Annotated in this window: 23 protein-coding genes; 4 read left to right on the top strand and 19 right to left on the bottom strand. The window is 71.5% G+C overall.

The window, feature by feature from the left end; genetic code table 11:
• Positions 1–82: 82 nt before the first annotated feature.
• A complete protein-coding gene (secD, locus tag LNW72_RS31000; protein ID WP_250978376.1) occupies positions 83–1,003 on the top strand; it encodes a hypothetical protein in 921 nt (306 codons plus the stop codon).
• 35 nt (positions 1,004–1,038) lie between these two features.
• On the opposite strand, the gene ggt is transcribed toward secD, so the two are convergent.
• Positions 1,039–2,862: a gamma-glutamyltransferase gene (ggt, locus tag LNW72_RS30995; RefSeq protein WP_250978375.1), complete on the bottom strand. Its 1,824-nt coding sequence runs from the start codon at positions 2,860–2,862 to the stop codon at positions 1,039–1,041.
• A gap of 98 nt (positions 2,863–2,960) precedes the next feature.
• Here ggt and LNW72_RS30990 point away from each other — a divergent pair, with 98 nt between their 5' ends.
• Complete coding sequence (locus tag LNW72_RS30990; protein WP_250978374.1) at positions 2,961–3,716, top strand: hypothetical protein; 756 nt, start codon at positions 2,961–2,963, stop codon at positions 3,714–3,716.
• Here LNW72_RS30990 and LNW72_RS30985 read toward each other — a convergent pair.
• Entirely contained in the window at positions 3,685–4,449 is a 765-nt protein-coding gene (locus tag LNW72_RS30985) for a ZIP family metal transporter (protein WP_250978373.1), read from the bottom strand. The genes LNW72_RS30990 and LNW72_RS30985 overlap by 32 nt on opposite strands.
• 159 nt (positions 4,450–4,608) lie before the next feature.
• Positions 4,609–5,508: an SGNH/GDSL hydrolase family protein gene (locus LNW72_RS30980; protein ID WP_250978372.1), complete on the bottom strand. Its 900-nt coding sequence runs from the start codon at positions 5,506–5,508 to the stop codon at positions 4,609–4,611.
• 280 nt (positions 5,509–5,788) lie between these two features.
• Between LNW72_RS30980 and LNW72_RS30975 the strand changes: the two genes are divergently transcribed.
• Entirely contained in the window at positions 5,789–7,426 is a 1,638-nt protein-coding gene (locus tag LNW72_RS30975; protein ID WP_250978371.1) for a CocE/NonD family hydrolase, read from the top strand.
• A 14-nt stretch (positions 7,427–7,440) separates the two neighbouring features.
• On the opposite strand, the gene LNW72_RS30970 is transcribed toward LNW72_RS30975, so the two are convergent.
• The 10 genes from LNW72_RS30970 to LNW72_RS30925 form a co-directional block, all read right to left on the bottom strand.
• Entirely contained in the window at positions 7,441–8,277 is an 837-nt protein-coding gene (locus LNW72_RS30970; RefSeq protein WP_250978370.1) for an amino acid ABC transporter permease, read from the bottom strand.
• Positions 8,274–8,918 (bottom strand): amino acid ABC transporter permease, encoded by a 645-nt coding sequence (locus tag LNW72_RS30965; RefSeq protein ID WP_250978369.1) that lies wholly within the window; start codon positions 8,916–8,918, stop codon positions 8,274–8,276. The genes LNW72_RS30970 and LNW72_RS30965 overlap by 4 nt, the downstream gene beginning before the upstream one ends.
• 14 nt (positions 8,919–8,932) lie before the next feature.
• Entirely contained in the window at positions 8,933–9,832 is a 900-nt protein-coding gene (locus LNW72_RS30960) for a glutamate ABC transporter substrate-binding protein (protein WP_250978368.1), read from the bottom strand.
• A 15-nt stretch (positions 9,833–9,847) separates the two neighbouring features.
• The gene (locus LNW72_RS30955; protein WP_285370879.1) at positions 9,848–10,591 is read right to left on the bottom strand and encodes an amino acid ABC transporter ATP-binding protein; all 744 of its coding nucleotides are present in this window, start codon (positions 10,589–10,591) and stop codon (positions 9,848–9,850) included.
• A 296-nt stretch (positions 10,592–10,887) separates the two neighbouring features.
• On the bottom strand, positions 10,888–11,139 hold the full coding sequence (locus tag LNW72_RS30950; protein ID WP_250978366.1) for a TfoX/Sxy family DNA transformation protein: 252 nt from the start codon (positions 11,137–11,139) through the stop codon (positions 10,888–10,890).
• A gap of 151 nt (positions 11,140–11,290) precedes the next feature.
• Positions 11,291–11,728: a DUF6278 family protein gene (locus tag LNW72_RS30945; protein ID WP_250978365.1), complete on the bottom strand. Its 438-nt coding sequence runs from the start codon at positions 11,726–11,728 to the stop codon at positions 11,291–11,293.
• A gap of 75 nt (positions 11,729–11,803) precedes the next feature.
• Positions 11,804–12,166, bottom strand: a complete 363-nt coding sequence (locus LNW72_RS30940) for a cupin domain-containing protein (RefSeq protein WP_250978364.1) — start codon at positions 12,164–12,166, stop codon at positions 11,804–11,806.
• Between the two features lie 175 nt (positions 12,167–12,341).
• Positions 12,342–13,121 carry an exodeoxyribonuclease III gene (locus tag LNW72_RS30935; protein WP_250978363.1) on the bottom strand — a complete coding sequence of 260 codons (780 nt, stop codon included), beginning with the start codon at positions 13,119–13,121 and terminating at the stop codon, positions 12,342–12,344.
• 108 nt (positions 13,122–13,229) lie between these two features.
• Positions 13,230–13,877 carry an MBL fold metallo-hydrolase gene (locus LNW72_RS30930; protein ID WP_250978362.1) on the bottom strand — a complete coding sequence of 216 codons (648 nt, stop codon included), beginning with the start codon at positions 13,875–13,877 and terminating at the stop codon, positions 13,230–13,232.
• Positions 13,878–13,954: 77 nt separating this feature from the next.
• Positions 13,955–15,217 carry an alpha/beta fold hydrolase gene (locus tag LNW72_RS30925; protein WP_250980389.1) on the bottom strand — a complete coding sequence of 421 codons (1,263 nt, stop codon included), beginning with the start codon at positions 15,215–15,217 and terminating at the stop codon, positions 13,955–13,957.
• Positions 15,218–15,360: 143 nt separating this feature from the next.
• On the opposite strand from LNW72_RS30925, the gene LNW72_RS41310 reads away from it, so the two are divergent.
• Positions 15,361–16,533, top strand: a complete 1,173-nt coding sequence (locus LNW72_RS41310; protein ID WP_308402057.1) for a peptidoglycan DD-metalloendopeptidase family protein — start codon at positions 15,361–15,363, stop codon at positions 16,531–16,533.
• A 5-nt stretch (positions 16,534–16,538) separates the two neighbouring features.
• Here LNW72_RS41310 and LNW72_RS30915 read toward each other — a convergent pair whose 3' ends face one another.
• Genes LNW72_RS30915 through LNW72_RS30890 form a run of 6 tightly spaced genes read right to left on the bottom strand, consistent with a single transcriptional unit; the run spans position 16,539 to position 23,556 of the window.
• Complete coding sequence (locus LNW72_RS30915) at positions 16,539–17,921, bottom strand: zinc ribbon domain-containing protein (RefSeq protein WP_250978361.1); 1,383 nt, start codon at positions 17,919–17,921, stop codon at positions 16,539–16,541.
• Complete coding sequence (locus LNW72_RS30910; protein WP_250980388.1) at positions 17,918–18,520, bottom strand: phage tail protein; 603 nt, start codon at positions 18,518–18,520, stop codon at positions 17,918–17,920. Before LNW72_RS30910 ends, LNW72_RS30915 begins: the two co-directional genes overlap by 4 nt.
• Before the next feature lie 14 nt (positions 18,521–18,534).
• A complete protein-coding gene (locus tag LNW72_RS30905) occupies positions 18,535–20,493 on the bottom strand; it encodes a putative baseplate assembly protein (protein ID WP_250978360.1) in 1,959 nt (652 codons plus the stop codon).
• Positions 20,493–20,936, bottom strand: coding sequence for a GPW/gp25 family protein (locus LNW72_RS30900; protein ID WP_250978359.1), 444 nt, complete (start codon positions 20,934–20,936; stop codon positions 20,493–20,495). Before LNW72_RS30900 ends, LNW72_RS30905 begins: the two co-directional genes overlap by 1 nt.
• On the bottom strand, positions 20,936–22,834 hold the full coding sequence (locus LNW72_RS30895) for a VgrG-related protein (protein ID WP_250978358.1): 1,899 nt from the start codon (positions 22,832–22,834) through the stop codon (positions 20,936–20,938). Before LNW72_RS30895 ends, LNW72_RS30900 begins: the two co-directional genes overlap by 1 nt.
• Positions 22,834–23,556: a LysM peptidoglycan-binding domain-containing protein gene (locus LNW72_RS30890; RefSeq protein WP_250978357.1), complete on the bottom strand. Its 723-nt coding sequence runs from the start codon at positions 23,554–23,556 to the stop codon at positions 22,834–22,836. Before LNW72_RS30890 ends, LNW72_RS30895 begins: the two co-directional genes overlap by 1 nt.

The following is a 23,556-nucleotide window of genomic DNA, read 5'->3' as shown; positions in this document are numbered from 1 at the left end:
ACCCGGCGCACCGGTCACCGGGACGCCCGAGGCGCGGCGATTCCTCTGCGCGGCCGGCCGCCGGTCCGCGAGACTGGCCGCTATGCGTCTTCTCCGCACGATCCCCCGCGCGACGTCCTCGGCGAGCGCCACCGCGACCGCCCTGACCGCCGTCGCCGCCGTGCTCGTCATGAGCGCCGCACTGACCGGGTGTTCCGGCTCCTCGAACTCGTCGGACGGCAAGGACCGGTCCCCGCTGATCCCCGGCCCGACCCGCACGTCCACCGCGTCCGGCACCCCGGCCTCGGGCCGGACCACCGTCACCTACACCCCGCGTTCGACGCAGGGAGACGAGACGTTGCGGCACACCGTGGATCTGCTGCGTGCCAGGGCCGACGCGTTCGGGCTGGACGGCGCGCGGATCGAGGTGCACGGCGGCACGATCACCGCCGAGGCGCCCGGGGACAGCGGTGACCGGCTGCGGCAGCTGGCCGTCACGGCCGAGCTGGGATTCCGGCCGGTGCTGGGCGGCGACGCCTCCGTGCCGCCCGAACTGCAGCGGCAGTTCACCGCCTTCGACTGCATGGCGCCGGTGCCGGCCAGCGCGCCGGCGCTGTCCCCCACGAGCCCGACGGTCGCCTGTGACCGGACGGGCCCCACGAAGTACGTACTCGGTCCCGTCGCTCTCAGCGGCCGGGACGTGACCAGCGCCAAGGCGTCGCTCGACGCACAGACCGGCAACGGCTGGACGATCAACCTGGTGCTCACCTCGGCGGGTGGTACGAAGTTCGCGGAGCTCACCCGCCGGCTGTCCCAGCAGAGCGCGCCCGCCAACCAGATCGGCATCATGCTGGACCGCCAGGTGATCTCCGCGCCCTCCGTCTCGCAGTCGATCACCGGCGGAGAGGTGCAGATCAGCGGCAACTTCACCCGGACCTCCGCCCAGGATCTGGCCGCCCAGATCAGCTCCGGTGCACTTCCGGTGGAGCTGACCGTCTCCGACGTCACCCGGATCCCCTCCTAGGCCGTAGCTCCCAGGAGGGACTGGGAGGCCGGTGGTCAGCCCGCGTGGCTCGGGCTGACCACCATCGCCGAGCCGCCGCCGCGCCGGGTCGTCTCGGCCGCGGCGAGCCAGCGCCCGTCGGGCAGCCGCTGGATGCCGGTGGCCGCGCCGATCTCCGGGTTCAGGGTGAAGACATGGCCGAGCGCTTCGAGCTGTGTCCTGGTCGCGCTGGTGAACAGGGCCGGTTCGAGTTCGGTGGCCGCCGCGTTGCGCTGGCTGGCGCGCGGTGCGGCGATCGCGTCGACGAGCGGCAGACCGCGGTCGACGTGCTCGGTGAGGACCTGCAGCACGGTGGTGATGATGGTGGAGCCGCCGGGCGAGCCGAGCGCGAACGCGGGACGGCCGTCCTTCAGCACGATCGTCGGGGAGATCGAGGAGCGCGGGCGCTTGCCGGGGCCGGGCAGGTTCGGGTCGTGGACCGCCGGGTTGGCGGGCGCGAACGAGAAGTCCGTCAGCTCGTTGTTGAGCAGGAAGCCGCGGCCGGGGACGACGATGCCGCTGCCGCCGGTCTGCTCGATGGTGAGGGTGTACGAGACGACGTTGCCCCACTTGTCGGCGACGGTCAGGTGCGTGGTGTTCTCGCCCTCGTACGTCGTCGGAGCCGCCGTGCCGGTGCCGCCGCAGGCGGCGGGGTGGCGCGGGTCGCCCGGTGCGAGCGGGCTGGTGAGCACCGCGGTGTCCTTGATGAGGCAGCCGCGCGAGTCCGCGTAGCGCTGCGAGAGCAGTCCGCCGGTCGGGACGTCCTCGAAGGCCGGGTCGCCGAGCCAGCGCCCGCGGTCGGCGAAGGCGATCCGGCTGGCCTCGATGTAGCGGTGCAGGTACTGGGCGTCGGTGGCCTTCTTCGGGGAGAGGTTCGTCCGCTCCAGGATGTTGAGCGCCTCACCGACCGTCGTGCCGCCCGACGAGGACGGCGCGATCGAGTAGACGTCGTAGCCGCGGTAGGAGACCTGGGTCGGGGCCTGCCGCTTGGCCGCGTAGCCGCGCAGGTCGGCGGTGGTCAGATCGCCGGCCCGCACCACGCGGGTGGCGTTGGGGTCGACCGGGAGCTTGCGGACCGTCCTGACGATGTCGGCGCCGATGTCCCCCTGGTAGATCGCTCCGACGCCCTTCCTCCCCAGCTCCTGGTAGGTGCGGGCCAGGTCCGGGTTGGTGAGCGTGGAGCCGACCACGGGCGGGGCGCCGCCGGGCAGGAAGATCTTCGCGGTGGCCGGGAAGTCCTTGAAGCGGTCCTGGTTCGCCGCGGTCTGCGAGCGGAAGGTCTCGTCGACGGTGAAGCCGTCGCGCGCGATCCGCTCGGCGGGCTTGAGCACCTGCCCGAGCGGGCGGCTGCCCCAGCTGTCGAGGGCGGTGGCCCAGGTGGCGGGGGTGCCGGGGGTGCCGACGCTCAGACCGCTGGTGACCGCGTCGGCGAACGGGAGCGGCTTGCCGTTCTCCTGGAAGAGCGTCTCGGTGGCGCTGCGCGGCGCGGTCTCCCGGCCGTCGATGGTGAACACCTTGTGCAGCCGGGCGTTGTAGTAGACGAAGTACCCGCCGCCGCCGACGCCCGCCGAGTACGGCTCGGTGACGCCGAGCGCGGCCGCGGTGGCCACCGCGGCGTCCACGGCGTTGCCGCCCTGGCGGAGCACCTCGATACCGGCCGCCGAGGCGTCCGCGTCCACGCTGGCGACCGCGCCCCCGTAGCCGACCGCGACCGGCACCTTGGCCGGCCGGGCCCGCGCATCCTGCGGGGCCGATTGCGCCGGTGGGGCCGCGGCTCCCACCGTGACGACGGCGGCCGTGACGGCCAGCAGCGACAAACTCCGGACGGCGGGGAGACGCATACGGTTTCCTCCAGTCAACAGGGGTCCGCGCAGCCTAACTTGGGTACGGCGATCCCGTCAGGAGCGCGTTCGGTCGAACACCGCTACGATGCCCGGCCATGAGCGATGACGTCCGCAACCTCGTGCTGGGCCTGGCGGCCAGCGCCATCAGTGCAGCGCTGGGCTGGTTTGTCCGCACTTATGTGTGGCGACGGAAACTGCACCGCAAGCAGCGATTCTTCGGGCTGCCCAACGGCTCCGAATGCCTTCTGGTGGTGCCGCGCGACCCCGGGGCCCGGGTGTGGAGCGTCGCCCGCCATGACGCGTTCGCGCTGCTGGAACTGGCCGCGCTGATCAAGGACTGCGGGGCGCACGCCGAGATCCTGCCGCACGACACGGCCTGGCAGGGCTTCGGGGCCCGCACCGAGTTCTGCGTGGGCGGCCCGGTCGCCAACCACCGGTTGGGGGCGCACCTGCGGTCGATGCTGCCGGGCATCGAGATCAACACCGACGCCTCCCCCGGGCCCGACCAGGGGGCGTTCACCATCGACGGCGAGACCTACCGGATGGACAAGGGAGCGGTCGAGTACGTCCTGCTGGCCCGGCTGGCCGCCGTACGGGACGCCGGCAACGACCGCCCGGTCTTCCTCTCCTCCGGCCAGCGCGGTGTCGCCAACCAGGCGGCCGTGCGGTACCTGGCCCGGCACCATGTGCGTTTGTCGCGCAAGCACGGCATCGACGCCACGTTCTGCCTGCTGCTCAAGGTCGTCAACTCGCAGGCCTACGGTCCCGACGTCGTCGAGCTCGTCGCCGATGTGACCCGGGCCGCGCAGACGGTTCCGGTCAGTCGGCCAGACCGATCACCAGCCACATGACGGCGCATCCCGCGACCGTGCACAGCAGCGTCGAGCGGGACGGGTGCGGGCTGTGCGCCTCGGGGAGGATGTCGGACGTCGCCAGGTAGAGCAGGAACCCGGCGAAGAACCCGAGGTAGAGGCCGAGCGCGCCCGCCGGGATGGTGAAGGCGAGGGTGATCGCGGCGCCGATCACCGGGGCGACGGCGTCGCAGCCGAGCAGCACGAGCGCGCGCCGCTGGCCGTTCCCGTACATCCGGGTGATCGTGTACGTGTTGAAGCCGTCGGCGAAGTCGTGCGCGACCACGGCGATGGCGACCACCAGGCCGACCGTGCTGCCGGCCTGGAACGCGGCGCCGATCGCGAAGCCGTCCATGACGCTGTGGCCGACGAGCGCCGAGGCGGCGGTGAGCCCGATGCCCTTGACGGGTTCACCGGGGTCGGTGAACGCCGGGCCGTGGGCGTGGGTGTGCGCGGCGTACTCGCCCTCGTGCGCGCGGTGGATCGCCACCGACCGCTCGACGATGTGCAGGGTGAGGAAGCCCGCCACGAACATCAGCAGCGCGGCGGGGACGCCGAAGACGTCGTCGGACTGCAGGTCCAGCGCCTCGGGCAGCAGGTCGAAGCCCACCACGCCGAGCATCAGCCCGGCGGCGAGTCCCAGCACCAGATGGCGGCGGTCACCGATGTGCTGGGCGACCAGCCCGCCGATCAGGGTCATCACGAACGCGCCGAGGGCTATCAGCACCGCCATCCGCGTTCACCCGCCTCCGCCGCCGGCCCGCCCGCTTCCGCCCGCTTCCGCCCATGATCGGCGAAGCAGACCGGCGGCGCGAGCCAGAGCAGGTCAGAGCAGGTCAGGCCATGGCAGGACAGGCCAGATCAGGCCAGGTCGGTGCCGGTCGCCGCCCGGTCAGTGGTGACGGCAGCGCGGGTCGATCCGGTCGAGCACGGCGACGGCCATGGCCTTCTCGCCCTTGGCGTTGGGGTGCGCGGGCGCGGCCGGGGAGGCCGGTACCAGCGGCTCGATCCAGCGGTTGGCGGGCGCCGTGCACATGTCGTGGCCGACGGTCGGCCGGTAGGTGTCGACGTACTCGGCGTGCGCGGCCCCGGCCTGCCGGCGCAGCATCGTGTTGAGCCGCTTCTCGGTGTCCTTGAGGTACCCGAAGTCCTTGTCCGCGAAGGGGACGGCGGGACGGCATCCGACGCCGTTGTCCGGCAGCAGGTCCGGGTAGCCGACGACGACGACCCGGGCGTGCGGGGCGCGGGCGTGGATGGCGCGCAGCACAGCCGCGACCTTCGGCGCCGTCTGCTGGATGTTGAGGGCGAGCTGGTCGCTGCCGGTGGCGGTGTAGTGCTTCTGGCAGGGGTTGCCGGTCGGGTCGGTGGCGCTGAGCACGGCGCAGGTGCCGATGATCGAGCTGAAGCCGACGTCGTTGCCGCCGATCTGCAGCGTGACGAGGTCGGTGCCGCGGTTCAGGGCGTCGAGCTGCGGTCCGTTGGTGCCCTGCGGCTTCCACATCTCGGCGGTGGTGGCGCCGCCGCAGCTGACGTCCTTGACGGCCGCGAAGCGCTGGTCCGCGGCGACCAGCGACGGGTAGTTGTGGCTGGACCGCGCGCAGTTGGCGTCCACCTGGTCGGGGATGCCGGGCCCTGACGTGTACGAGTCGCCGAGCGCCGCGTAGCTGACGCCGTGTCCGTGACCGGAGTGGCCCGGCCGGCCCGAATGGGCCGAGGCCGGGACGGCGATGCCCGCGGTGAGGGCCAGGGCCCCGCCGAGTGCGGCTGCTGCCAGGACGGTGGTGCGGGCCATCGGTACCCCCAGTGTCGACGGTGACGAGCATCAGATTCCGCGCGAACCGCGCCGGGTGTCAATGACCTCGACGAAAGATCGTCCGACGTACCCGCGTTCGATCGACCCGCCCCGACGGGCCGTCACCTGCCGCCACCTGCCCCGGGTGCCCCTCCGGCGTTTCACGGGCGGCCAACCGCCCTCAGATCGTTACCCGTGCGTAACATGCACGCCTATTACCGGCGGTAAGGCCGCGAGGTTACTCTCCAGTCACTTTGCATCCGGCCAGACAGGAGCAGTCATGAGAGCAACCACAGCAGGTGTCGTCGGCGCGGCGCTGCTCGCCTCCACGGCATTCGGTCTGGCCCCGCTGGCACAGGCCGCGCCCGCACCCACCGTGGTCACCGCCGCCGCGCAGGCCGCGGCCGCGTCGACCTTCCGGTTCGTCGACATCCCGGGCTCCGGCGGCATCACGCTCAAGGGCAACGTCTTCACCCCCGGCGGCTACGACGGTTCACAGCGCTACCCCGTCGTCGTGCTCCCGAGCAGCTGGGCCATCAACGACCTGGAGTACATCGCCCAGGCCAAGCAGCTCGCCGACTCCGGGTACGTCGTCGTCAGCTACACCTCGCGCGGCTTCTGGCTCTCCGGCGGGCAGATCGAGACCGCGGGACCGCCCGATGTCGCCGACGTGTCCAAGGTCATCGACTGGACGCTCGCCAACACCCCGGCCGATCCGGACCACATCGGGATGGCGGGCGTCTCGTACGGCGCCGGCATCGGTCTGCTCGGCGCCGCGCACGACCCGCGCATCAAGGCCGTCGTCGCGCTCAGCGGCTGGGCCGATCTGATCGACTCGATCTACCAGGGCCGTACCCCGCATCTGCAGGCCGCCGCCCTGCTCGGCGGCGCGGGCTACCTCACCGGCCGGCCGAGCCCCGAACTCCAGAAGATCCTGGGCAACTTCCTCACCGCGAACCTCGCCGCCGAGGACGAGATGATCGCCTGGGGCAAGCTCCGCTCCCCCGTCACCTACCTGGACCAGCTGAACGCCAACGGCACGGCGGTCATGCTCGCCAATGCCTGGGGCGACAGCCTCTTCCCGCCCAACCAGTACGCGAAGTTCTACGAGAAGCTGACCGGCCCCAAGCGCCTCGAGTTCCGGCCCGGCGACCACGCCACCGCCGAGGCGACCGGCCTGCTCGGCCTGCCCAACGACACCTGGGCCAGCTCCAGGCGGTGGCTCGACCACTACCTCAAGGGCGTGGACAACGGCATCGACCACGAGCAGCCGGTCCAGCTCAAGTCCCGTTCCACCGGCGCCTACGAGAGCTACGACAGCTGGTCCGCGGTCCCGTCGCGGACCACCACCCTCAAGCTCGGCGCCAAGGGGCTGCGCACCGGCGAGCTCGGCGGCGACGCCGGTTCCGGCTGGCGCACCACCATCGGCACCAATGTCGACTCGGGCGCCGACGGCGGGATCATCTTCCTGTCCAGCCTGCTCGACCAGTTCGCCCAGGCCCCGCCCGTCGCGTCGATCCCGCTGCTGCCGCGCGCCTTCGCCACCGTCTGGCAGTCCGCCGCGTACGGCACGGCCCAGCACGTCCGCGGCACCTCGACGCTGCACACCACGCTGACCCCGTCGGCCGCGAACGGAACCGTCATCGCGTACCTCTACGACGTCGACTCCCTGGGCATCGGCAAGCTGGTCACGCACGCGCCCTACACCTGGGTCGGGCGCACCCCCGGCAAGGCCTTCACCACCGACATCGACCTGCTCTCCACCGCCTACGACGTCCCGGCCGGCCACCGGCTGGCGCTGGTCGTCGACACCGTCGACCCGCTCTACATCGCGCAGAACCCGCTCTTCTCCACGGTCACCGTCTCGTCGCCGGCGTCCGACCCGTCCTGGCTGTCGGTCCCGCTGCACGACCAGTAACGCGCGGCAGAGCGTCAGATCTGCTGAGGTGGCGTCGTCGCGACCGGTGTGCCCTTCGTCTTGGGGTTGTGCCGTTCGCGGCGCCCCAGCCAGTTCGCGAACCACGACAGCAGCATGCACATCCCGATGTAGATCGGTGCGATCACCATCACGACCGGGATGAACGGCAGGTCGTAGTCGAGGTTGGTGGCGATGAGCTTGCCGTTGTAGAGGAACTCCTCATAGGTGATGAGGTAGCCGAGCGAGGTGTCCTTCAGCGCCACCACCAGCTGGCTGATGATCGCGGGCAGCATCGCGCGGGCCGCCTGCGGCACCAGGATGTACGTCATCACCTGCGTCTTGCGCATGCCGAGCGCGTAGGCGGCCTCGCCCTGCCCGCGCGACACCGAGTTCACACCGGTACGGAAGACCTCCGCGAGCACCGAGCCGTTGTAGAGCGTCAGACCGGTGATCAGCGCCAACATCGGCTCGACCTTGAGCGCGATGAAGATGAAGAAGATCATCACCAGCAGCGGCATCGCCCGGAAGAACTCCACCACCAGGGTGCTCACCCAGCGGATCACCCGGTGCTCGGAGAGCCGGCCGGCGGCGAAGAGCGCGCCGAAGGCGAGTGAGAGAACGGCCGCCCAGATGAACGCCTTGAGGGTGTTGGCGAGCCCGGTCAGCAGCAGCCGCTGGATGCCCTCGTACTCGAACGGCACCCACTTGGTCGACTCGAACTGGCCGGTGTGGATCAGCATGTAGATGATCCAGCCGACCAGCGCGGCCAGCAGGGCGGTGGTGATCCACGCGTAGAGCCGGTGGCGCGCCAGCGCCTTCGGACCAGGAATGTCGTAGAGCGCGCTACTCATCGGGCGACCCCCATCTTCTTCTCCAGCACGTTGAAGAGCACGCTGATCGACAGCGTGATGATCAGGTAGCCGACCGCGATCCAGATGAAGGACCAGACGATGCTGTAGCCCAGCTCGTTCAGCGGCTTGTAGGTGCCGAGCAGTTCGGTGACCGAGAAGGAGCCGGCGATCGCGGAGTTCTTGGCGAGCGCGATGAGTGTCGAGCCGATCGGGGAGATGACCGCGCGGCCCGCCTGCGGCAGCACCACCAGGTTCAGGGTCTGGCCGAACGTCATCCCGAGGCTGCGGGCGGCCTCGCCCTGGCCCAGCGGCACGGTGTTGATGCCCGACCTGACCGCCTCGCAGATGAACGCCGAGGTGTAGCAGGCCAGCGCGAGGACCGCGAAGGTCATGAACGGCAGCCGCACCCCGAACCGCGGCAGTCCCAGCACGACCGCGAAGAAGAGCAGGGTCAGCGGGGTGTTGCGCAGCACGGTGACCCAGGTGGTGCCGAAGACGCGCAGCGCCTTGACCGGCGAGACCCGGAAGCCGGCGATGACCACGCCGCCGACCAGCGCCAGCACGCCCGCGTAGAGGGTCAGTTCGAGGGTGCCGAGGAAACCCTTGCCGTAGAGGGAGAAGTTGTCGAGCAGTACGTTCATGTGCGGCGGCCCTCTCAGTACCGGTCGACGGCGGGCGGGGTGGGCGCCGGGACCCCGGACAGGCCGAGGGTCGCGTCGTACGCCTTCTTCCAGTCGCCGTTCTTCTCGTGGGCCACGATCGCGTCGTCGAGCGCGAGCCGCAGAGCGTTGTCGCTCCTGGCCACCCCGACCCCGTAGGGCTCCTTGGAGAACGCCTTGCCGACGAGCTTCATCTCGTCGGGCGCCTTGGCCGCGTAGCCGAGCAGGATCGAGTCGTCGGTGGTGACGGCGTCGACCTGGAAGGTCAGCAGGTTGTCCACGCAGACGGAGTAGGTGTCGTAGGTGACGGGGATGGCGTCGGGGTAGTCCGACTCGATGCGCTGGATCGGGGTGGAACCGGCGGCCGAGCAGACCTTCTTGCCCTTCAGGTCCTGCGGGCCCTTGATGTCGTTCTCGTCCTTGCGCACCAGCAGGCCCTGGCCCGCGACGTAGTACGGGCCGGCGAAGCCGACCTGCTGCTTGCGCTTGTCGTTGATCGTGTACGTGCCGACGTAGTAGTCGATCTGGCCGTTGCTGAGCGCGGTCTCGCGGTTGGCGGAGGCCACCGACTTGTACTGGATCCGGTCGAGGCCGAAGCCGAGCGACGCGGCGAGCATCCGGGCGATCTCGACGTCGAAGCCGGCGTAGGTGCCGTTGGCCGGGTCGCGCTGGCCGAGGTACGGCTGGTCGTCCTTGACCCCGACGACGATCTTGCCGCGCCGGTGGGCGGAGCTCCAGGTCTTCGAGTCGGGGAGGGAGAAGTTCGTGTCCACCTTGTAGGTGGGCAGATCGTCGGAGCTGGGGCCCTTCGTGGGCGGACTGCCCTGCTTGCCGCAGCCCGCCAGCAGGGCCGCGGCCACGGCGAGCAGCGCGATGTGCCTGTTCTTGCGTCGCATGGCGGTCCCGGGTCGTCAGTGGTGGAGGATCTTGGACAGGAAGTCCTTGGCGCGCTCACTGCGCGGCGCGGTGAAGAACTCCTCCGGGACCCGGTCCTCGACGATCAGGCCGTCGGCCATGAACACGACCCGGTTGGCGGCGGAGCGGGCGAAGCCCATCTCATGGGTGACGACGACCATCGTCATGCCGTCCCGGGCGAGCTGCTGCATGACCTCCAGCACCTCGTTGATCATCTCCGGGTCGAGCGCGGAGGTCGGCTCGTCGAAGAGCAGCGCCTTGGGGTCCATCGCCAGCGCGCGGGCGATCGCCACCCGCTGCTGCTGGCCGCCGGACATCTGGGCGGGGTACTTGTCGGCGTGCGCCAGCAGGCCCACCCGGTCGAGCAGTTCCCTGGCCCGTCGGTCGGCCTCGGCGCGGCTGTGGCCGCGCACCTTGACCGGCGCCAGCGCCACGTTCTGCAGCACCGTCTTGTGCGCGAAGAGGTTGAAGGACTGGAACACCATGCCGACGTCCGCGCGCAGCTTCGCCAGTTCCTTGCCCTCGGAGGGCAGCGGCTGCCCGTCGATGGTGATGGTGCCCGACTCGACCGGCTCCAGTCGGTTGATCGCCCGGCACAGCGTGGACTTGCCGGAACCCGAAGGACCGATGACGACCACGACCTCGCCGCGGCCGATGGTCAGGTCGATGTCCCGCAGCACATGCAACTGTCCGAAGTGCTTGTTGACACCGCTCAGCACGATCAGTGGATCCATGCGCAGCCCAGCTCACTCTCACCCCGTCGGACAGTCAACGAATGGGCAACCTATCCCTTCAAATCCGCATATCGCGCCGACACGCAGACCGCCGCCAATAACCCGATTTGCGGCGCGCGCGGTCGCCGACGGCCCGCGCCGCTGAGCGGCGCGGGTCCGGTCGGCGCGGGTGCGGTGTGTGCCGGGCCGGCCGGCGCGGGGTCGGTCGGCGCGGGATCGGTCGGCGCAGGGTCGGTCGGCGCGGGGTCGGTCGGCGCAGGGTCGGTCGGCGCGGGATCGGGCCGGTCGGGTGCGTCCCCGGGTCAGCCCAGGACCCGGTTGACGAGGGTGTCGCGTTCGGTCTGCGGGATGGCGGTCCAGCGGGTGCCGCGGATCGCGCCTTCGAGGGCGAGCAGGGTGTGCGTGCAGGTGTCCTCGGGAAGGTCCTCGCGGATCTTCTCGAAGGCACGGCCGGCGCCGAGCCGGCGCAGTTCGCCGGCGTCCTCGACGCCGCCGCGGCGCAAGCGGTCGGCAAGGACCGCTCCGATATTCGGCATCTGCTGCAGGGAGTCCACGTCGCGCCTCCGGTACCGAGCTGATCAACTGGTGCGTTTCCGACATCATGCACCGTACGGCCGGGCGCGGAGGCGTCATTGCGCGCCGGACACGCCTGCCTGCCGTCGCATTCCGGTGGCGCGGTCCATCAGTTCGGGTGACGGCGGGCCGTCAGTTCTCGGACGCCTCGGCGAGTGTCTGGGACAGCTCGGGCGTGCCGCTCTCGGCCCATTCGTGGCCGATCGCGACCACGTCGACCTCGCGGCCCGACTCCAGCTTGACCACCGGCAGGCCGTTCGGCCACACCTGCCAGGCGGCGCCCGGCACGGTGCGGACGATGACGGTGCCGAGGTACAGACCGGCATCGTTGCCGAGCCAGGGCAGCACCTCGGGGTCGTCGCGCCACTGCGGCACCAACTGGTCGAGAGCCGTCAACGAGCCGGGCGAGTCGTCGAGTTCGACCCCGGCGTCCTGTGCCTGGGCGCGCAGCAGATCGCACTCCGCCAGCAATTCGGCCACGCCCGCCGCGTCCGGGTCGCCGACCCGGACCGCGACCCCGTGCGCCACCGCGTTCCGCTTGCGCCACTTGTCCAGGAAGGGGATGTCCATACGGCTCAGCGTCGCACCCGGGGCGGTCGGACTTCTACAGGCGCGCCTGCCCCGCGGGTGTTCCGGGGCGGTGGGTCAGCAGCCGATCGCGTAGGCCTTGCGCAGCGTCTCGTGCACCGTCCAGGTCGTCCGGTCCCCCTCGCGCAGGACGCAGACAACGCCGGGGCCGAGTTCGAGCGTGTCGCCGCCCGCCACCTCGACGGTGGCCCGGCCGCTGACCACGACGAACATCTCGTCGGCCTCGGTGTCGGTCACCACGCCCGGGGTGATCTGCCAAATCCCCCGCAGCCGGGTCCCGTCGGCCGACTCCCAGAGCACCTTGCCGGTGACCTCGGGCGTGCCCGACACGATCTGGTCCGGATCGAGCGGCTCGGGCTCCAGCTCGGCGTCGGGAACGCGGACGGCGAAGCTGGCGGAGGGCAGGTCAACGGTGCTCATGAGCGCCGAGCGTACGGGGCGGCGGGCGGGCGCGGGAACGACAGGTTGTATGCGGTCCCGGGCCCGGCCCTACGCCTCGTAATGCGGTGCTGTGCGGTGCGGTGCTGTGAGGTGCCGGGTGCTGTGCAGGCTGCTGTGCGGTGCCGGCTGCTGTGCGGTGCCGGCTGTTGTGCGGTCAGACGGTGAGGTCGACGACGACCGGGGCGTGGTCGGAGGCGCCCTTGCCCTTGCGCTCCTCGCGGTCGACGTACGAGTCGGTGACCGCCTTGGCGAAGGCCTCGTTGCCGTAGACCAGGTCGATGCGCATGCCCCGGTTCTTCGGGAAGCCCAGCTGGCGGTAGTCCCAGTAGGTGTACGGGCGGTCGTACTTGAGCGGACGCGGCACCACGTCCGTCAGACCCGCCTCGCGCAGCGCCGCCAGGGCGGCGCGCTCCTCGGGGGTGACGTGGGTGGCGCCCTCGAACTGGGACAGGTCCCACACGTCCTCGTCGGTGGGCGCGACGTTGTAGTCACCCAGCACCGCGAAGGGCCGCGGGCCTGCGGCGTCCTCGGCGACGGCGGCGCGCAGCGCCTCGAACCACTGCAGCTTGTAGGCGAAGTGCTCGTGCGCGACCTCGCGGCCGTTGGGCACGTACACCGACCAGACCCGGACCCCGCCGCAGGTGGCGGAGACCGCGCGGGGCTCCTCCACACCCTCGTACCCGGGGCCGCCGGGCAGCCCGGTCACGACGTCCTCCAGGCCGGCCTTCGACAGCAGCGCCACGCCGTTCCACCGGCCGGTGGCGTTGACGGCCGCCTCGTAGCCGAGCTCGCGCAGCTCGTCGAAGGGGAACTGCTCCAGCGAGCACTTGGTCTCCTGGAGGCACAGCACATCCGTGCCGGTGCTCTCCAGCCAGGCGAGCAGGCGCGGCAGACGGGCGGTGATCGAGTTGACGTTCCAGGTGGCGATGCGCATGGATCCGAATCTACCGCCCGGCACCGACAACCGCCCCGGACCCGCCCCGGACGTGCCCGCGCGCACCCGCCCAGGGCTGCCCCGGGGCGGTGCGCGCAGATCGTGCCGTCAGCCCAGTTCGACGGATTCGCCCGGGACCAGCCGGCGGTGTTCGCCGCCGCCGATGCCGGGGCCGTCGGGGCCGAGCATCCGGCCGTAGATCATGAACGCGATGTCGTTGAGCAGCCCGTCGTGGACGTCGAAGGCGCGCTGCGGCTTCACCTCGCGCAGGTAGTCGACGACCTCGGAGAGCTTGCTCCAGGGGGCCTGCAGCGGGAGCAGCAGGGTGTCGACGGGACGGTCGGGGACCGTCAGGGCGTCACCGGGGTGGAAGACCGAGCCGTCGACCACGTAGCCCTGGTTGGCGATCCGCGGGATGTCCGGGTGGATCACGGCGTGCAGTTGGCCGTGCACCTCGATGTCGAAGCCCGCCGCGGTGAAGGTGTCGCCCTCGCCGACGGTGTGCACCCGGCCGGGGAAGGCCGCCGACACCTGGTCGGCGACGCTCTTGAGGGTCCAGACCTGGGCGGCCGGGTTGGCGTCCAGGGCGAGGCGCAGCCGGTCCTCGTTGAAGTGGTCGATGTGCTCGTGGGTGATGAGGATCGCCTCGGCGCCGACCGCGGCGTCCTCCTCCGTGAAGGCGCCGGGATCGATGACGAGCACCTGCCCGTCCTTCTCCAGCCTGACGCAGGCGTGGCCCTTCTTGGTCAGCTTCACTGTTGCTCCTCTGCTCCTCGGAACGTGATCAGCGATATCGACGTGCACCGGGTCGTCACCAGGTCGTCAGGGAACCATCATCGCGGATGATCACCGGCGGGGCCGCCGACGGACGTCTCCTCCTGGATCACGCGCTGCGCGACCGCGAAGGCGGCGTTCGCCGCCGGCAGTCCGCAGTAGACGCCCGTGTGCAGCAGCGTCTCCTTGATCTCGGCGGGCGTGAGGCCGTTGCGCAGCGCCGCGCGGGTGTGGGAGGCGAGCTCGTCGAGGTGCCCGCGGGCGGTCAGCGCCGTCAGCGTGATGATGCTGCGGGTGCGCCGGTCCAGGCCGGGGCGCGCCCACACCTCTCCCCAGGCGTAGCGGGTGATGAACTCCTCGAAGTCCCCGGTGAAGGCGTCCGCCCCCGCGGCGGCCCGGTCGACATGCGCGTCGCCCAGGACCTCCCTGCGGATCAGCGAACCCTCGTCGTACGGGTCGACGCGGCCCGCGGGCACCGCGGTGGGCTGTTCCGCGGCCGGCGGGGCGGGCGGGGCCTGGAGCACGGCGGTGGTGGAGGCGACGGCGGACTCGGTCCAGGTGGCGCCGAAGTGCCGTACCAGCAGCTCCCCGACGGCCGCGGGCTGCTCCACGGGGGTGAGGTGGGAGGCGGCGGGCACCACGGCGAGCCGGGCGTCGGGGATCCCGGCGACCAGGACGCGGGCGTCGGCGGGCGGCGTCGCGGGGTCGTCCGCGCCGGCCACCACCAGGGTCGGGACGGTGATCCGGCCCAGCTCGTCGCGTACGTCGTGCGCAGCCAGCGCCTCGCAGGCGGCGATGTAGCACTCCGCGTCGGTGGTGCGCACCATCTGCACGGCCCATTCGACGATGGCGCCTTGGGCGGCCCGGTAGCCGTCGGTGAACCAGCGCTCGGGGACGGTGTGGGAGAACTGCCCGAGACCGTTGGCCCGCACGATGACACCGCGCTGCCGCCAGGCGTCGGCGGTGCCGTGCCGGGCGGCGGCGGAGACGAGGGCCAGCGCCGCGACCCGGTCGGGGCGCGCCAGCGCGATCCGGACGCCGACGGCCGCGCCGAGGGAGCAGCCCGCGTAGCCGAACCGGTCGATGCCGAGGAGGTCGAGGGTGGCGAGCAGCCGGTCCGCCAGGTCGGCGACCGAGGTCGCGGGGTCGGCGGGCGCACCCCCGTGGCCGGGCAGGTCGTAGCGCAGGACCCGCCACTGGCGGGTCAGGTCGGGCAGCTGGCGGTCCCACATGTGCCAGGTGGTGCCGAGGGCGGGGCCCAATATCAGGGTCGGTGCGTCTTCTGGCCCGTCAACGCGGTATTGCAGGGTCTTGGCCGTCATCTCGCTCACCCGCTCACGCTCCCACACCTCCCTGGAGGGCCCGCGCCGGGACCCGGCCGGCGGCGCGGGCGGCCGGCGGGCCGGCCTCCGGCGGATGGCATAGTGAGCCGCACCGCGACGGTCGAGTGGGGAGAGTCGGGCCTGTGAGGATCGCTCGTTGGATGGTGCCGGTCATCGTCGGCGCCGTGGTGACGCCGTTATCGATCGGGCTCGGGACGTTGCTGCTAGGGACCGCGGACGACAGCGAGGCAGCCGGCGGAGACGCCCCCGCGCCGACGGGCGTCGAGCTGAAGGCGGGGGACGTGGGCGTTCCCCTCGGCTACGCGAAGCTCCTGCGCGATGCCGCGGCCCACTGCGGCGAGAAGCTGCTCACCGCGCCGGTGCTGGCCGCCCAGTTGAAGCAGGAGAGCAACTTCAATCCCAGGGCCAGTTCGGTCGCGGCCGGCGAGTCGAGCGGGTCGGCCGACGGCGAGGGCTCGCTGACGGACCCACGGACCGACGAGCAACGGGCGGCGGACGGCAGGGCCGGTGGGAAACGGGCCAAGGCGAGTCCCTCCACGGCCCGACGGCCCCTCACCAGGGGCATAGCGCAGTTCTCCGACGCCGACTGGGCGGCCGAGGGCATCGACGGCGATCACGACGGCGTCAAGGACGTCCTGGATCCGGCGGACGCCATACCGTCGCAGGGCAGGAAGATGTGCGCGCTCCTGCGGACCGCGAAGCGGCACCCCGGCTACCGGGGCACTACGCTGGAACTCGCCCTGGCCGGATACCGCCTGGGGTGGAAGGCGGTGGAGGAGTACGGCGGTGTGCCGCGCGCCAGTGGAGTGGACGGCGAGACGTATGCGTACGTCGCGGCCGTCACACGGTCCTCCTCCCAGATGGTCGTCCCGGTCGGCGGCGACGTGTCCGGCGGCTGGACCCTGCCCGTCGAGGGGCCGGTCGGCACCCCGTACCACCAGCGGGGCTCTGCCTGGTCCACCGGCGTGCACACGGGCATCGACTTCGTGGTGCCCACCGGAACGCCGGTCAAGGCCGTCGGCCCCGGCGAGGTCGTCGCGGCCGGGGCCGACGGCGAGTACGGCAACCAGGTCGTCATCCGCCACCAGGACGGTATGTACAGCCAGTACGCCCACCTCTCCGAGGTGAAGGCCGTCGTCGGCCAGAGCGTCCAGGGCGGCACGCTCATCGGCTGGTCCGGCGCGACCGGCAACGCCACCGGGCCGCATCTGCACTTCGAGATGCGCACCGGCCCCGCCTTCGGGTCCGACATCTCCCCCGTCCCCTGGCTGCGCGTCAGGGGCCTGGTCGTCTGAGGGCGCTACGTTCCGCTGTTGGTGGCGCGGGTGAAGAACTCGATCTCGGCGATCGAAACCTGCTTGTCGGGGCCCGCGTTGAACGCCGAGCGGATGACGAACCGCACGCTGACGACGTTGTCCGCCCGGAACTTCCGCTGCTGTGGGCCGCTCACCTGGTCGAGGGTGATGCGGCGGGTGGTCTGCTTCCCGTCGGCCGTGGTGACGACCGCGTCCAGAGCGTGCGGCAGGGCGGCCTCGGTGAGGTCGGAAGCCTTGGTGGAGATCCCGGCCGTGATGAGGATGTTCAGCAGCCGGGTGGGTTCCCGGAAGCGCGCCTCGACCCACTCGCCCTCGGCGGACTGCGAGACGCCGGGGCCCCACCAACTGTTGTTGATCTTGTCGAAGAGCGCCTTCGGCGGGTGGCCGGCGAAGGTATGGGACGCCGCCGCGGAATCCGGGGTGACCTGGACCCGCTTCGCGAAGTGGTCGCGCGTCGCGTTCCACGCCGTACCCACGTTGAGCGCCGCGTAGATCACCAGCCCGAGCGCCAGGCCGTACGCGATCCAGGGGAAGACGCGGCCGATGCCCCGGCGCAGCCTCGGGCGCTCGCCCGCCCACGGCGCCGGACGGTTGCCGAACTCCCACATCCGGCGCCACCAGGGACGCCGGGCTGCCGGGACGCCGGGACGCTCCGCGAGGGACATGCCGCAGCGCCGGCAGAAGTGCCGGTCGGGGCGGTTGCCGACCTCGCACCAGGGGCACGGGGCGCCGGTCTCGTCGGCCGGCTCGGCGCTGGGGGCCTGGACCCGGGGGCGGGCCGCGGCGGGCACGCCGGGCAGGACCGGCGCGACGTCCGGTGCCGGGGCGGCGGCGCGCTGGTCGGCGACCGGAACGAGCAGCGCCCTGGCCCGCGCGCTCGCGTCCGGGTCCGGGGTCGCGGCCGCGGGGGAGGCGGCCGGCGCGACGGGGTCCGCCGGGATCGTGGGCGGGCCGTCGTCCCCGTCGGGCACCACCGCCGGCGCATCGGTGCCTGCGCGTACCGCTACGGGTCCCCGCACCGGACCCGTGCCCCTGGCGACGGCACCGGGGCCGGTATCGGAGTCGGCGCCGGTGTCCGCGTCGGTATTCGCGTCGGTGTCCGCGTCGGTGTCCGCGTCGGGCGGCGTCCCCTCCTCCGGCTCCGAGGCGCCCGGAGTGTCCGCGCCGCGCTGCCGGTCTGCCGCACTCGCGGCGTCCCGTTCCTCACGGTCCGGGATCCAGCCCAGTACCGCGCCGCAGCCGTCGCAGAAGGACTGCCCCGGAGTCGGCCGCGTGCCGCATTCGGCACAGTGACGTGCCGTGTCCCCCGGGGCGTCACCGGCCGCTGAAGACGGCGGGGTGGACGGGGAAGCCTGCTGACTGGTCACCTGTCGGGAGTCCTTTCGGCGGCGGTCACCTGGACCGTGTAAGGCATATGGGCGGGGCAGGCTGCCGCTACGAGGCGCTCCAGCCGGTGCTCGACCGCGGGGCCGGGCTCCGGCAGTCGCACGGTGACGTGCAGAAACGGGCGGCTCTCGCCGGGGACCGGGCCCATGGGCCCGGCGTCCCAGGCGGCGGCGCCGCTCTCGGTGATCTCCGGCTCCACGCCGAAGGCGAGCCGGATCGCCTCGGACAGTCCGCGCCGGGTGCCGCGAATGCGGTGAAGCCGCACGGCGGCGGTCACCGCGGCGCGCAGCGCGACCGTCGTCTCCACGCCGGCCGTCTCCACGCCGGCCGTCTCCGCACCGGCCGTCTCCGTACCTTCGGTCTCCGCGCCCACCCACGTGCCCAGCCAGCGGGTGAAGTCCGCGGGCGCGAGCGACGGGGTGAAGTAGGCGTCCAGGCAGTCGAGCACGTTGTGCAGCGGCGCGAGGGTCTCGTCGAGACCCGCGACGAAGCGCTGGGCGAGATCGTCGTCGGCGAACACCGCCGGCAGCATCAACGCCAGCGGGGCCGAGGAGGCGAGTCCGTCGACGGCGCCGCGCATGCTTCCGGCGGGGCTCACGACGCGTCCCCTATCACCCGGACGCGGTGGTCGAACGAGAAGGCGAGCGCGGAGGGTTCGAGGTCGATCCGGTCCGTGGGGTCGCCGCGCTTGCCGCTGAGCGGGTCGGCGGGGTGCAGCAGTACCTCGTCCACCAGCTCGACGCCGGGCACCCGTTGCAGCACCGCGAACACCTCGCCCGCCTGCACCGGGCGGCCGAAGGGCCAGCCCGTGCCGTGCGCTCCCCCGGTCAGCGGGTCGAGATGGCGGTACAGGGCGTCATGCGCCTGCCGTCTGACCCGGTCGGTGTCGGTGCCGCGGAAGGCGTGCACCGTCGCGACGACCGTCACCCCCTGGTAGAACGGCGGCCCGACCGCCAGCCGGGTGCCGATCAGACGACGCTCGTCCAGGTACCGGGTGATGCGCGCCAGCAGGGCGTCGCCCGGTACGAGTTGTTCGAAGCGCAGCCGGCCGCCCGGGTCGGACACGGCTTGCGGGACGACCAGCACCCGTACGGCGTGCGCGCCGTGCTCGTCCGGGTCGGCCGCGAGGCAGGTGATGCGCGCGGTCTCGGGCGCCGCGCGGCGCGCCAGTTCCTCGTAGTCCCGCAGGGTCACGGCGCGGTCCTGACCACCCAGCGTGATGGGCGCCCTGACCTTCGCCTCCTCGACGGTCTCACCGTCGACCCCGCCCCGCGCGGCCTCCCGGTTGACGACGTCGGAGACGTACGGGATGGAGTCACGCAGCACCTGGATGGCGCGCCGGGCGACGTTGCCTCCTTTCCCTCCACCTGTGCGGTAGCGGCGGGCCCGAATGGGCGCCCCCTTGGGCGGTACGGCCCCGTACTGGCGCAGGGTGCCGTCCGGTTCGCGCACGGACGGACCGAAGGCGATCTCACCGGTGGTCGCGTCCAGGGTGATGTGCCGGTCGTCGGGACCCGAGGCGGCGAAGTGGCCGACGGTCTCCCAGTCGACCCATCCGTCACGCTCGGCGATCTGGAGCAGCAGCGGCTGCGCGTCTCCGACGACGGGGCTGTTGGCCAGCCGCAGCCGGTGGCCGGGCAGGCCGGTGGCCTCCCCCAGCGCTTCGTCCCGGACCGTCTCGGCGTGCACGACGCCGGTGCTGCCGCCGATGCTGAACGCCTCGGCGGAGCGGATGGTGGGCGACGTGGTGTAGAAGGGCTGGCCCTCGTCCGGCTCGGTGACCCGGCAGCGCAACCAGCCCGCCTCGCGCCGCCCGGTGCGGGAGAGAGCGTGGCCGCCGGGGACGTGCAGCACCACCTCGCCGGGGCGGTTGAGTCCGCCGGTGGTGTCCCGGTCCACGTCACAGCCGGCCCAGCCGTCGGCGGTCCACGCCTCCCAGACGAGCGGCGGCTGCCGGGGGTCGACCCCGACACCGTCCACCTGGCTGTCGAGTTCCAGGACGACCACGCAGTCGGGTACGGCGGCGCTGAGCCCGAAGAGCATGCGGTCGCCGGGGCGCGGAGCCTCCGTGAAGCAGTGCACGTCCTTGGACGCGGCGAGGTCCGAGGTGCGGTCGGCCGGTTCCTGTTCGGCCCGCTGGACCACGAGGTACGACAACGCACAGGGGACCACGGTCAGTTCGCGCTCGGTGGCGAACACCACCGCGTCCTCGGTCTGGGTACGGACCGTGGCGACCTCGGTGCCCGTCGCCAGCACGACGGGCTGCTGTTGCGGTGCCGACAGCCAGAACGTGACATCGGCGCGCGCCGCGGATGGGGGGAAGAGCGTGATCCCGATGAGGTCCAGGAACGCGAGGTGGTTCTTCTCGGGCACCCGATTGAGCCGGTACACGATCTGATCGGCCATGTGGGCGACGGTCTCGACGAGGGTCACGCCCGGGTCGGAGACGTTGTGGTCGGTCCACTCGGGGGCACGTTGCTGGATGTAGCGCTTGGCATCGTCGACGAACTGCTGGAAGCGCCGGTCGTCGAGGTTCGGGGAGGGCAGGGCCATCAGCGGTCGCTTCCAAGGTGCTCGTCGGGCGTGCCGGACCCCTCGGGCCCGTCGTGGGAGGGGATCACGTAGAACGGGAAGACCAGGCTGCGCGGGTTGTTGGTGCCCGTGATCGAGTAGCGGACGTCGATGAAGAGCACACCTTCTTCCGCGCCGGCCGTCACCGCGACGTCATCCACCTCGATGCGCGGTTCCCAGCGGTCCAGGCAACTGTGCACCTCGTGCTGGATCCGCCCCGCGGTGGCCTCGTTGACGGGGGCGAAGACCATGTCGTGGATGGCACAGCCGAACTCGGGGCGCATCGGCCGTTCGCCGGGCGCGGTGGAGAGGACGAGCCTGATGGCCTCCTCGACCTCGCGTTCCCCGCTGACCAGCGCGATGCCGCCGGTGGGGCTGATGCGCAGCGGGAACGCCCATCCGGAGCCGACGAACTGTTCGGCCATCAGACGCCTCCCACTGTCAGCACCGGCTTCAGGTTGGAGGTGAGGAGGCCGGTGGACTTGATCGTGGCCGCTTGCAGCCCGATGTTGATGGCGGCGGTCATCTGCAGGGAGACCCCCGCCGTCAAGGACATGGCCGCACCGGCCCTCATGGTGAGCGCCCCACCGGCGGCCACGGACGCGACGCCGCCCGAGTTCACGGAGAGGGTGGTCCCCGCGTTGATGTTCATCAGGCCGCCGCTGCGGATCGTCACGGAACCCACCGCGTTCAGCGAGAGATTGCCGCCCGCGTTGATGGCCACGGCGGCGGACCCTCTGATGGAGACCTTTCCCTTGCTGTCCACGACGATCTCGGTCTTCGTCCGGTCCAGATTGATGGTGAGCCGGTCGTCGCCGGTGGAGAGCCGCACCCCGCGCTTGAGGCCGACACTCTGGTCGAGCAGGTCGATCCGGTTGTTGCTGCGGTCGGACAGAGTGCGCCGGGTGACCTTGCCGCGCGTCGGGTCGTACACGGGCACGTCGACGGGGTCCGGCTTGTCGACGCCGTTGTACAGGCCGCCGATGACGTACGGGTGGTCCAGCGCGCCGCGGTCGAACGCCACCAGCACCTCGTCGTCGACGTCCGGGGAGATCATGCTGCCGCCCTTGGCCCCGCCGAGTTGGACGGTCCGGGTCCAGTCGCTGACGTACATGTCGTCCAGCCACGGGAACGTCAGCTTGACCCTGCCCTGCCGCAACGGGTCCTTGATGTCGGTGACCAGGGCATTGGCGACGCTCGGCAGCCTGGCCGGACCCGCCCCGCCGCCTCCGGAGGTGAGCCCGTACAGCGAACGCCACTGGCGCCCGCTGACGTGCAGGAACGTCTGGTAGTGCTCCTGGTCGCCGAAGGTGTGGCGGGCGGCGGTGACCGTGTACTTGCCCTGGAAGGGCTTGCCGACGTCCTTGAGGGTGACGGCCACGCCCGGACGCAGTGCGGTGTTGCCACGCGCCGTGATCTCCACCTCGGCGAAGGCGGAGGTCACGTCGTCCGCCAGGGCGTCGGCGGCGTGCTTGACCTCGTCGAGCTTGTCGTAGGGCGTGCCGGTCTCGACGAGTTCGGCCTTGCCGAACTTCTTGGACGCCGCGGAGGGCCGCATCCCGATGGCGAAGCCCGGGTTGTCCAGCGCGGGCGCCTTGGAGACCAGCGGCTGCTTGGTGGTGACGTTCCAGCCCCGCGCCTCGACCGCGGTCACCTGGTCGGCCGAGGTGACCGCCGCGCGGCAGCGCAGGATGTCCTCTCCGCCCGTCAGCAGGAGCGCGCTCTGCTTGCTCGGCAGACTCTCCGCAGGGGCCGACGCGGCCTGTTGCCGCTTGACGAACTGGAATCTGCCCTGGGAGTTGATGGACATCACCATCTCGTTCTCGTCCGCGAGCCGCTGGACGAAGTCCCAGTCGGTGACGTTGGCCTGGCTGATGAACTCGTACTGCCCCTTGGTCCGGGTGGTGCGGCCCACCGGAATGCCGCTCTTGCGCGCCAGTTCGACGGCGATCTCGGTGGCGGTCTTGTTCCGGTACGCCGCGACCCTGCGCTGCCGCAGCATGCGGTGGCCCTTGTCGTAACCCCGGATGACGGTGAACGTGCCGGTGCGGTCGTAGTCGGTCTCCAGCGCGGTGACCTCGCCGGTGATCATCGGGGTGCCCTTGCCGTCGGCAAGGGGCGCGATGACCACGGGCACACCGATCTCGACGCTCAGCTTGGCGAGGATGTCCTTCCTGTCGTCACGGAAGGTGAGCTGGAACGCGCCGGGCACCCCCGCGCCGAAGTCGACCCGGCCCGCGACCAGTTTCTTGTCCTCCGGGGACTTCAGCTTGGCGCCGCCGATCTGCACCGTGAGGATGTTGGAGAAGCCGATGTCGGGCATCAGGCACCGACCTCTTCCGCGGCAGGCAGCATCAGTTCGACCCCGGGCGTCAGCACCTTCGGGTCGTCGATGTCGTTGGCCTCGGCGATCGTGCGCCACACGGTGGCGTCGCCGTACTCGCGCCAGGCGAGGAGCTGGAGCGAGTCGCCGGCCACGACCCGGTGCACCCGGCGGGTGGTGAGCGCGCCGGAGGTGGGGTTCTGGCCGAGCGTGCTGCTCGGGATCTCGTGCAGGCTGACCTGGCAGACGGCCCGGATCGGCATCCCGTTGGTGTTGAAGAGGGTGTACTGGGCCTCCACGGAGCTGACGTACGCGTTGAAGCGGGCGGTGGAGAAGGCACCCCACTCGAAGACCACCCACGGCGTCGACGGCTGCTTCGCCGCGATGCTGGCGGTCGTCGTCTCGCAGCAGGAGAAGAGCGCTTCGACCTTCTTGCGCACGTCGTTGCTGTCCGGGTCGTCGGAGCGGTCGAGGAAGATCTCCACCGACATCTCCCGCGGCTCGGGCCCCATGAACTCCGGTACCGCGCCGTCCCGCACCGCTGCGGTGGGCGTGGTCTTCCACTGGGCCCGGCGGGTGAGCGACAGCTGGGACGGGTTGAAGTCGAAATGGAAGGTCTTCATGAGCGCGCCGGGGCTGGTGCTGCTGCCGATCGGCGGCTGGTGGATGGCGAGTGTCGCCCGCACCAGGCTGTCGCCGATGCCGAAACCGGAGAGGTTCAT

It is taken from the genome of Streptomyces sp. RKAG293 (assembly GCF_023701745.1).
Taxonomy (GTDB): Bacteria; Actinomycetota; Actinomycetes; order Streptomycetales; family Streptomycetaceae; genus Actinacidiphila.
Note: the sequence above shows the minus strand (reverse complement) of the source record. Positions and strands in the feature narration are given on the sequence as shown.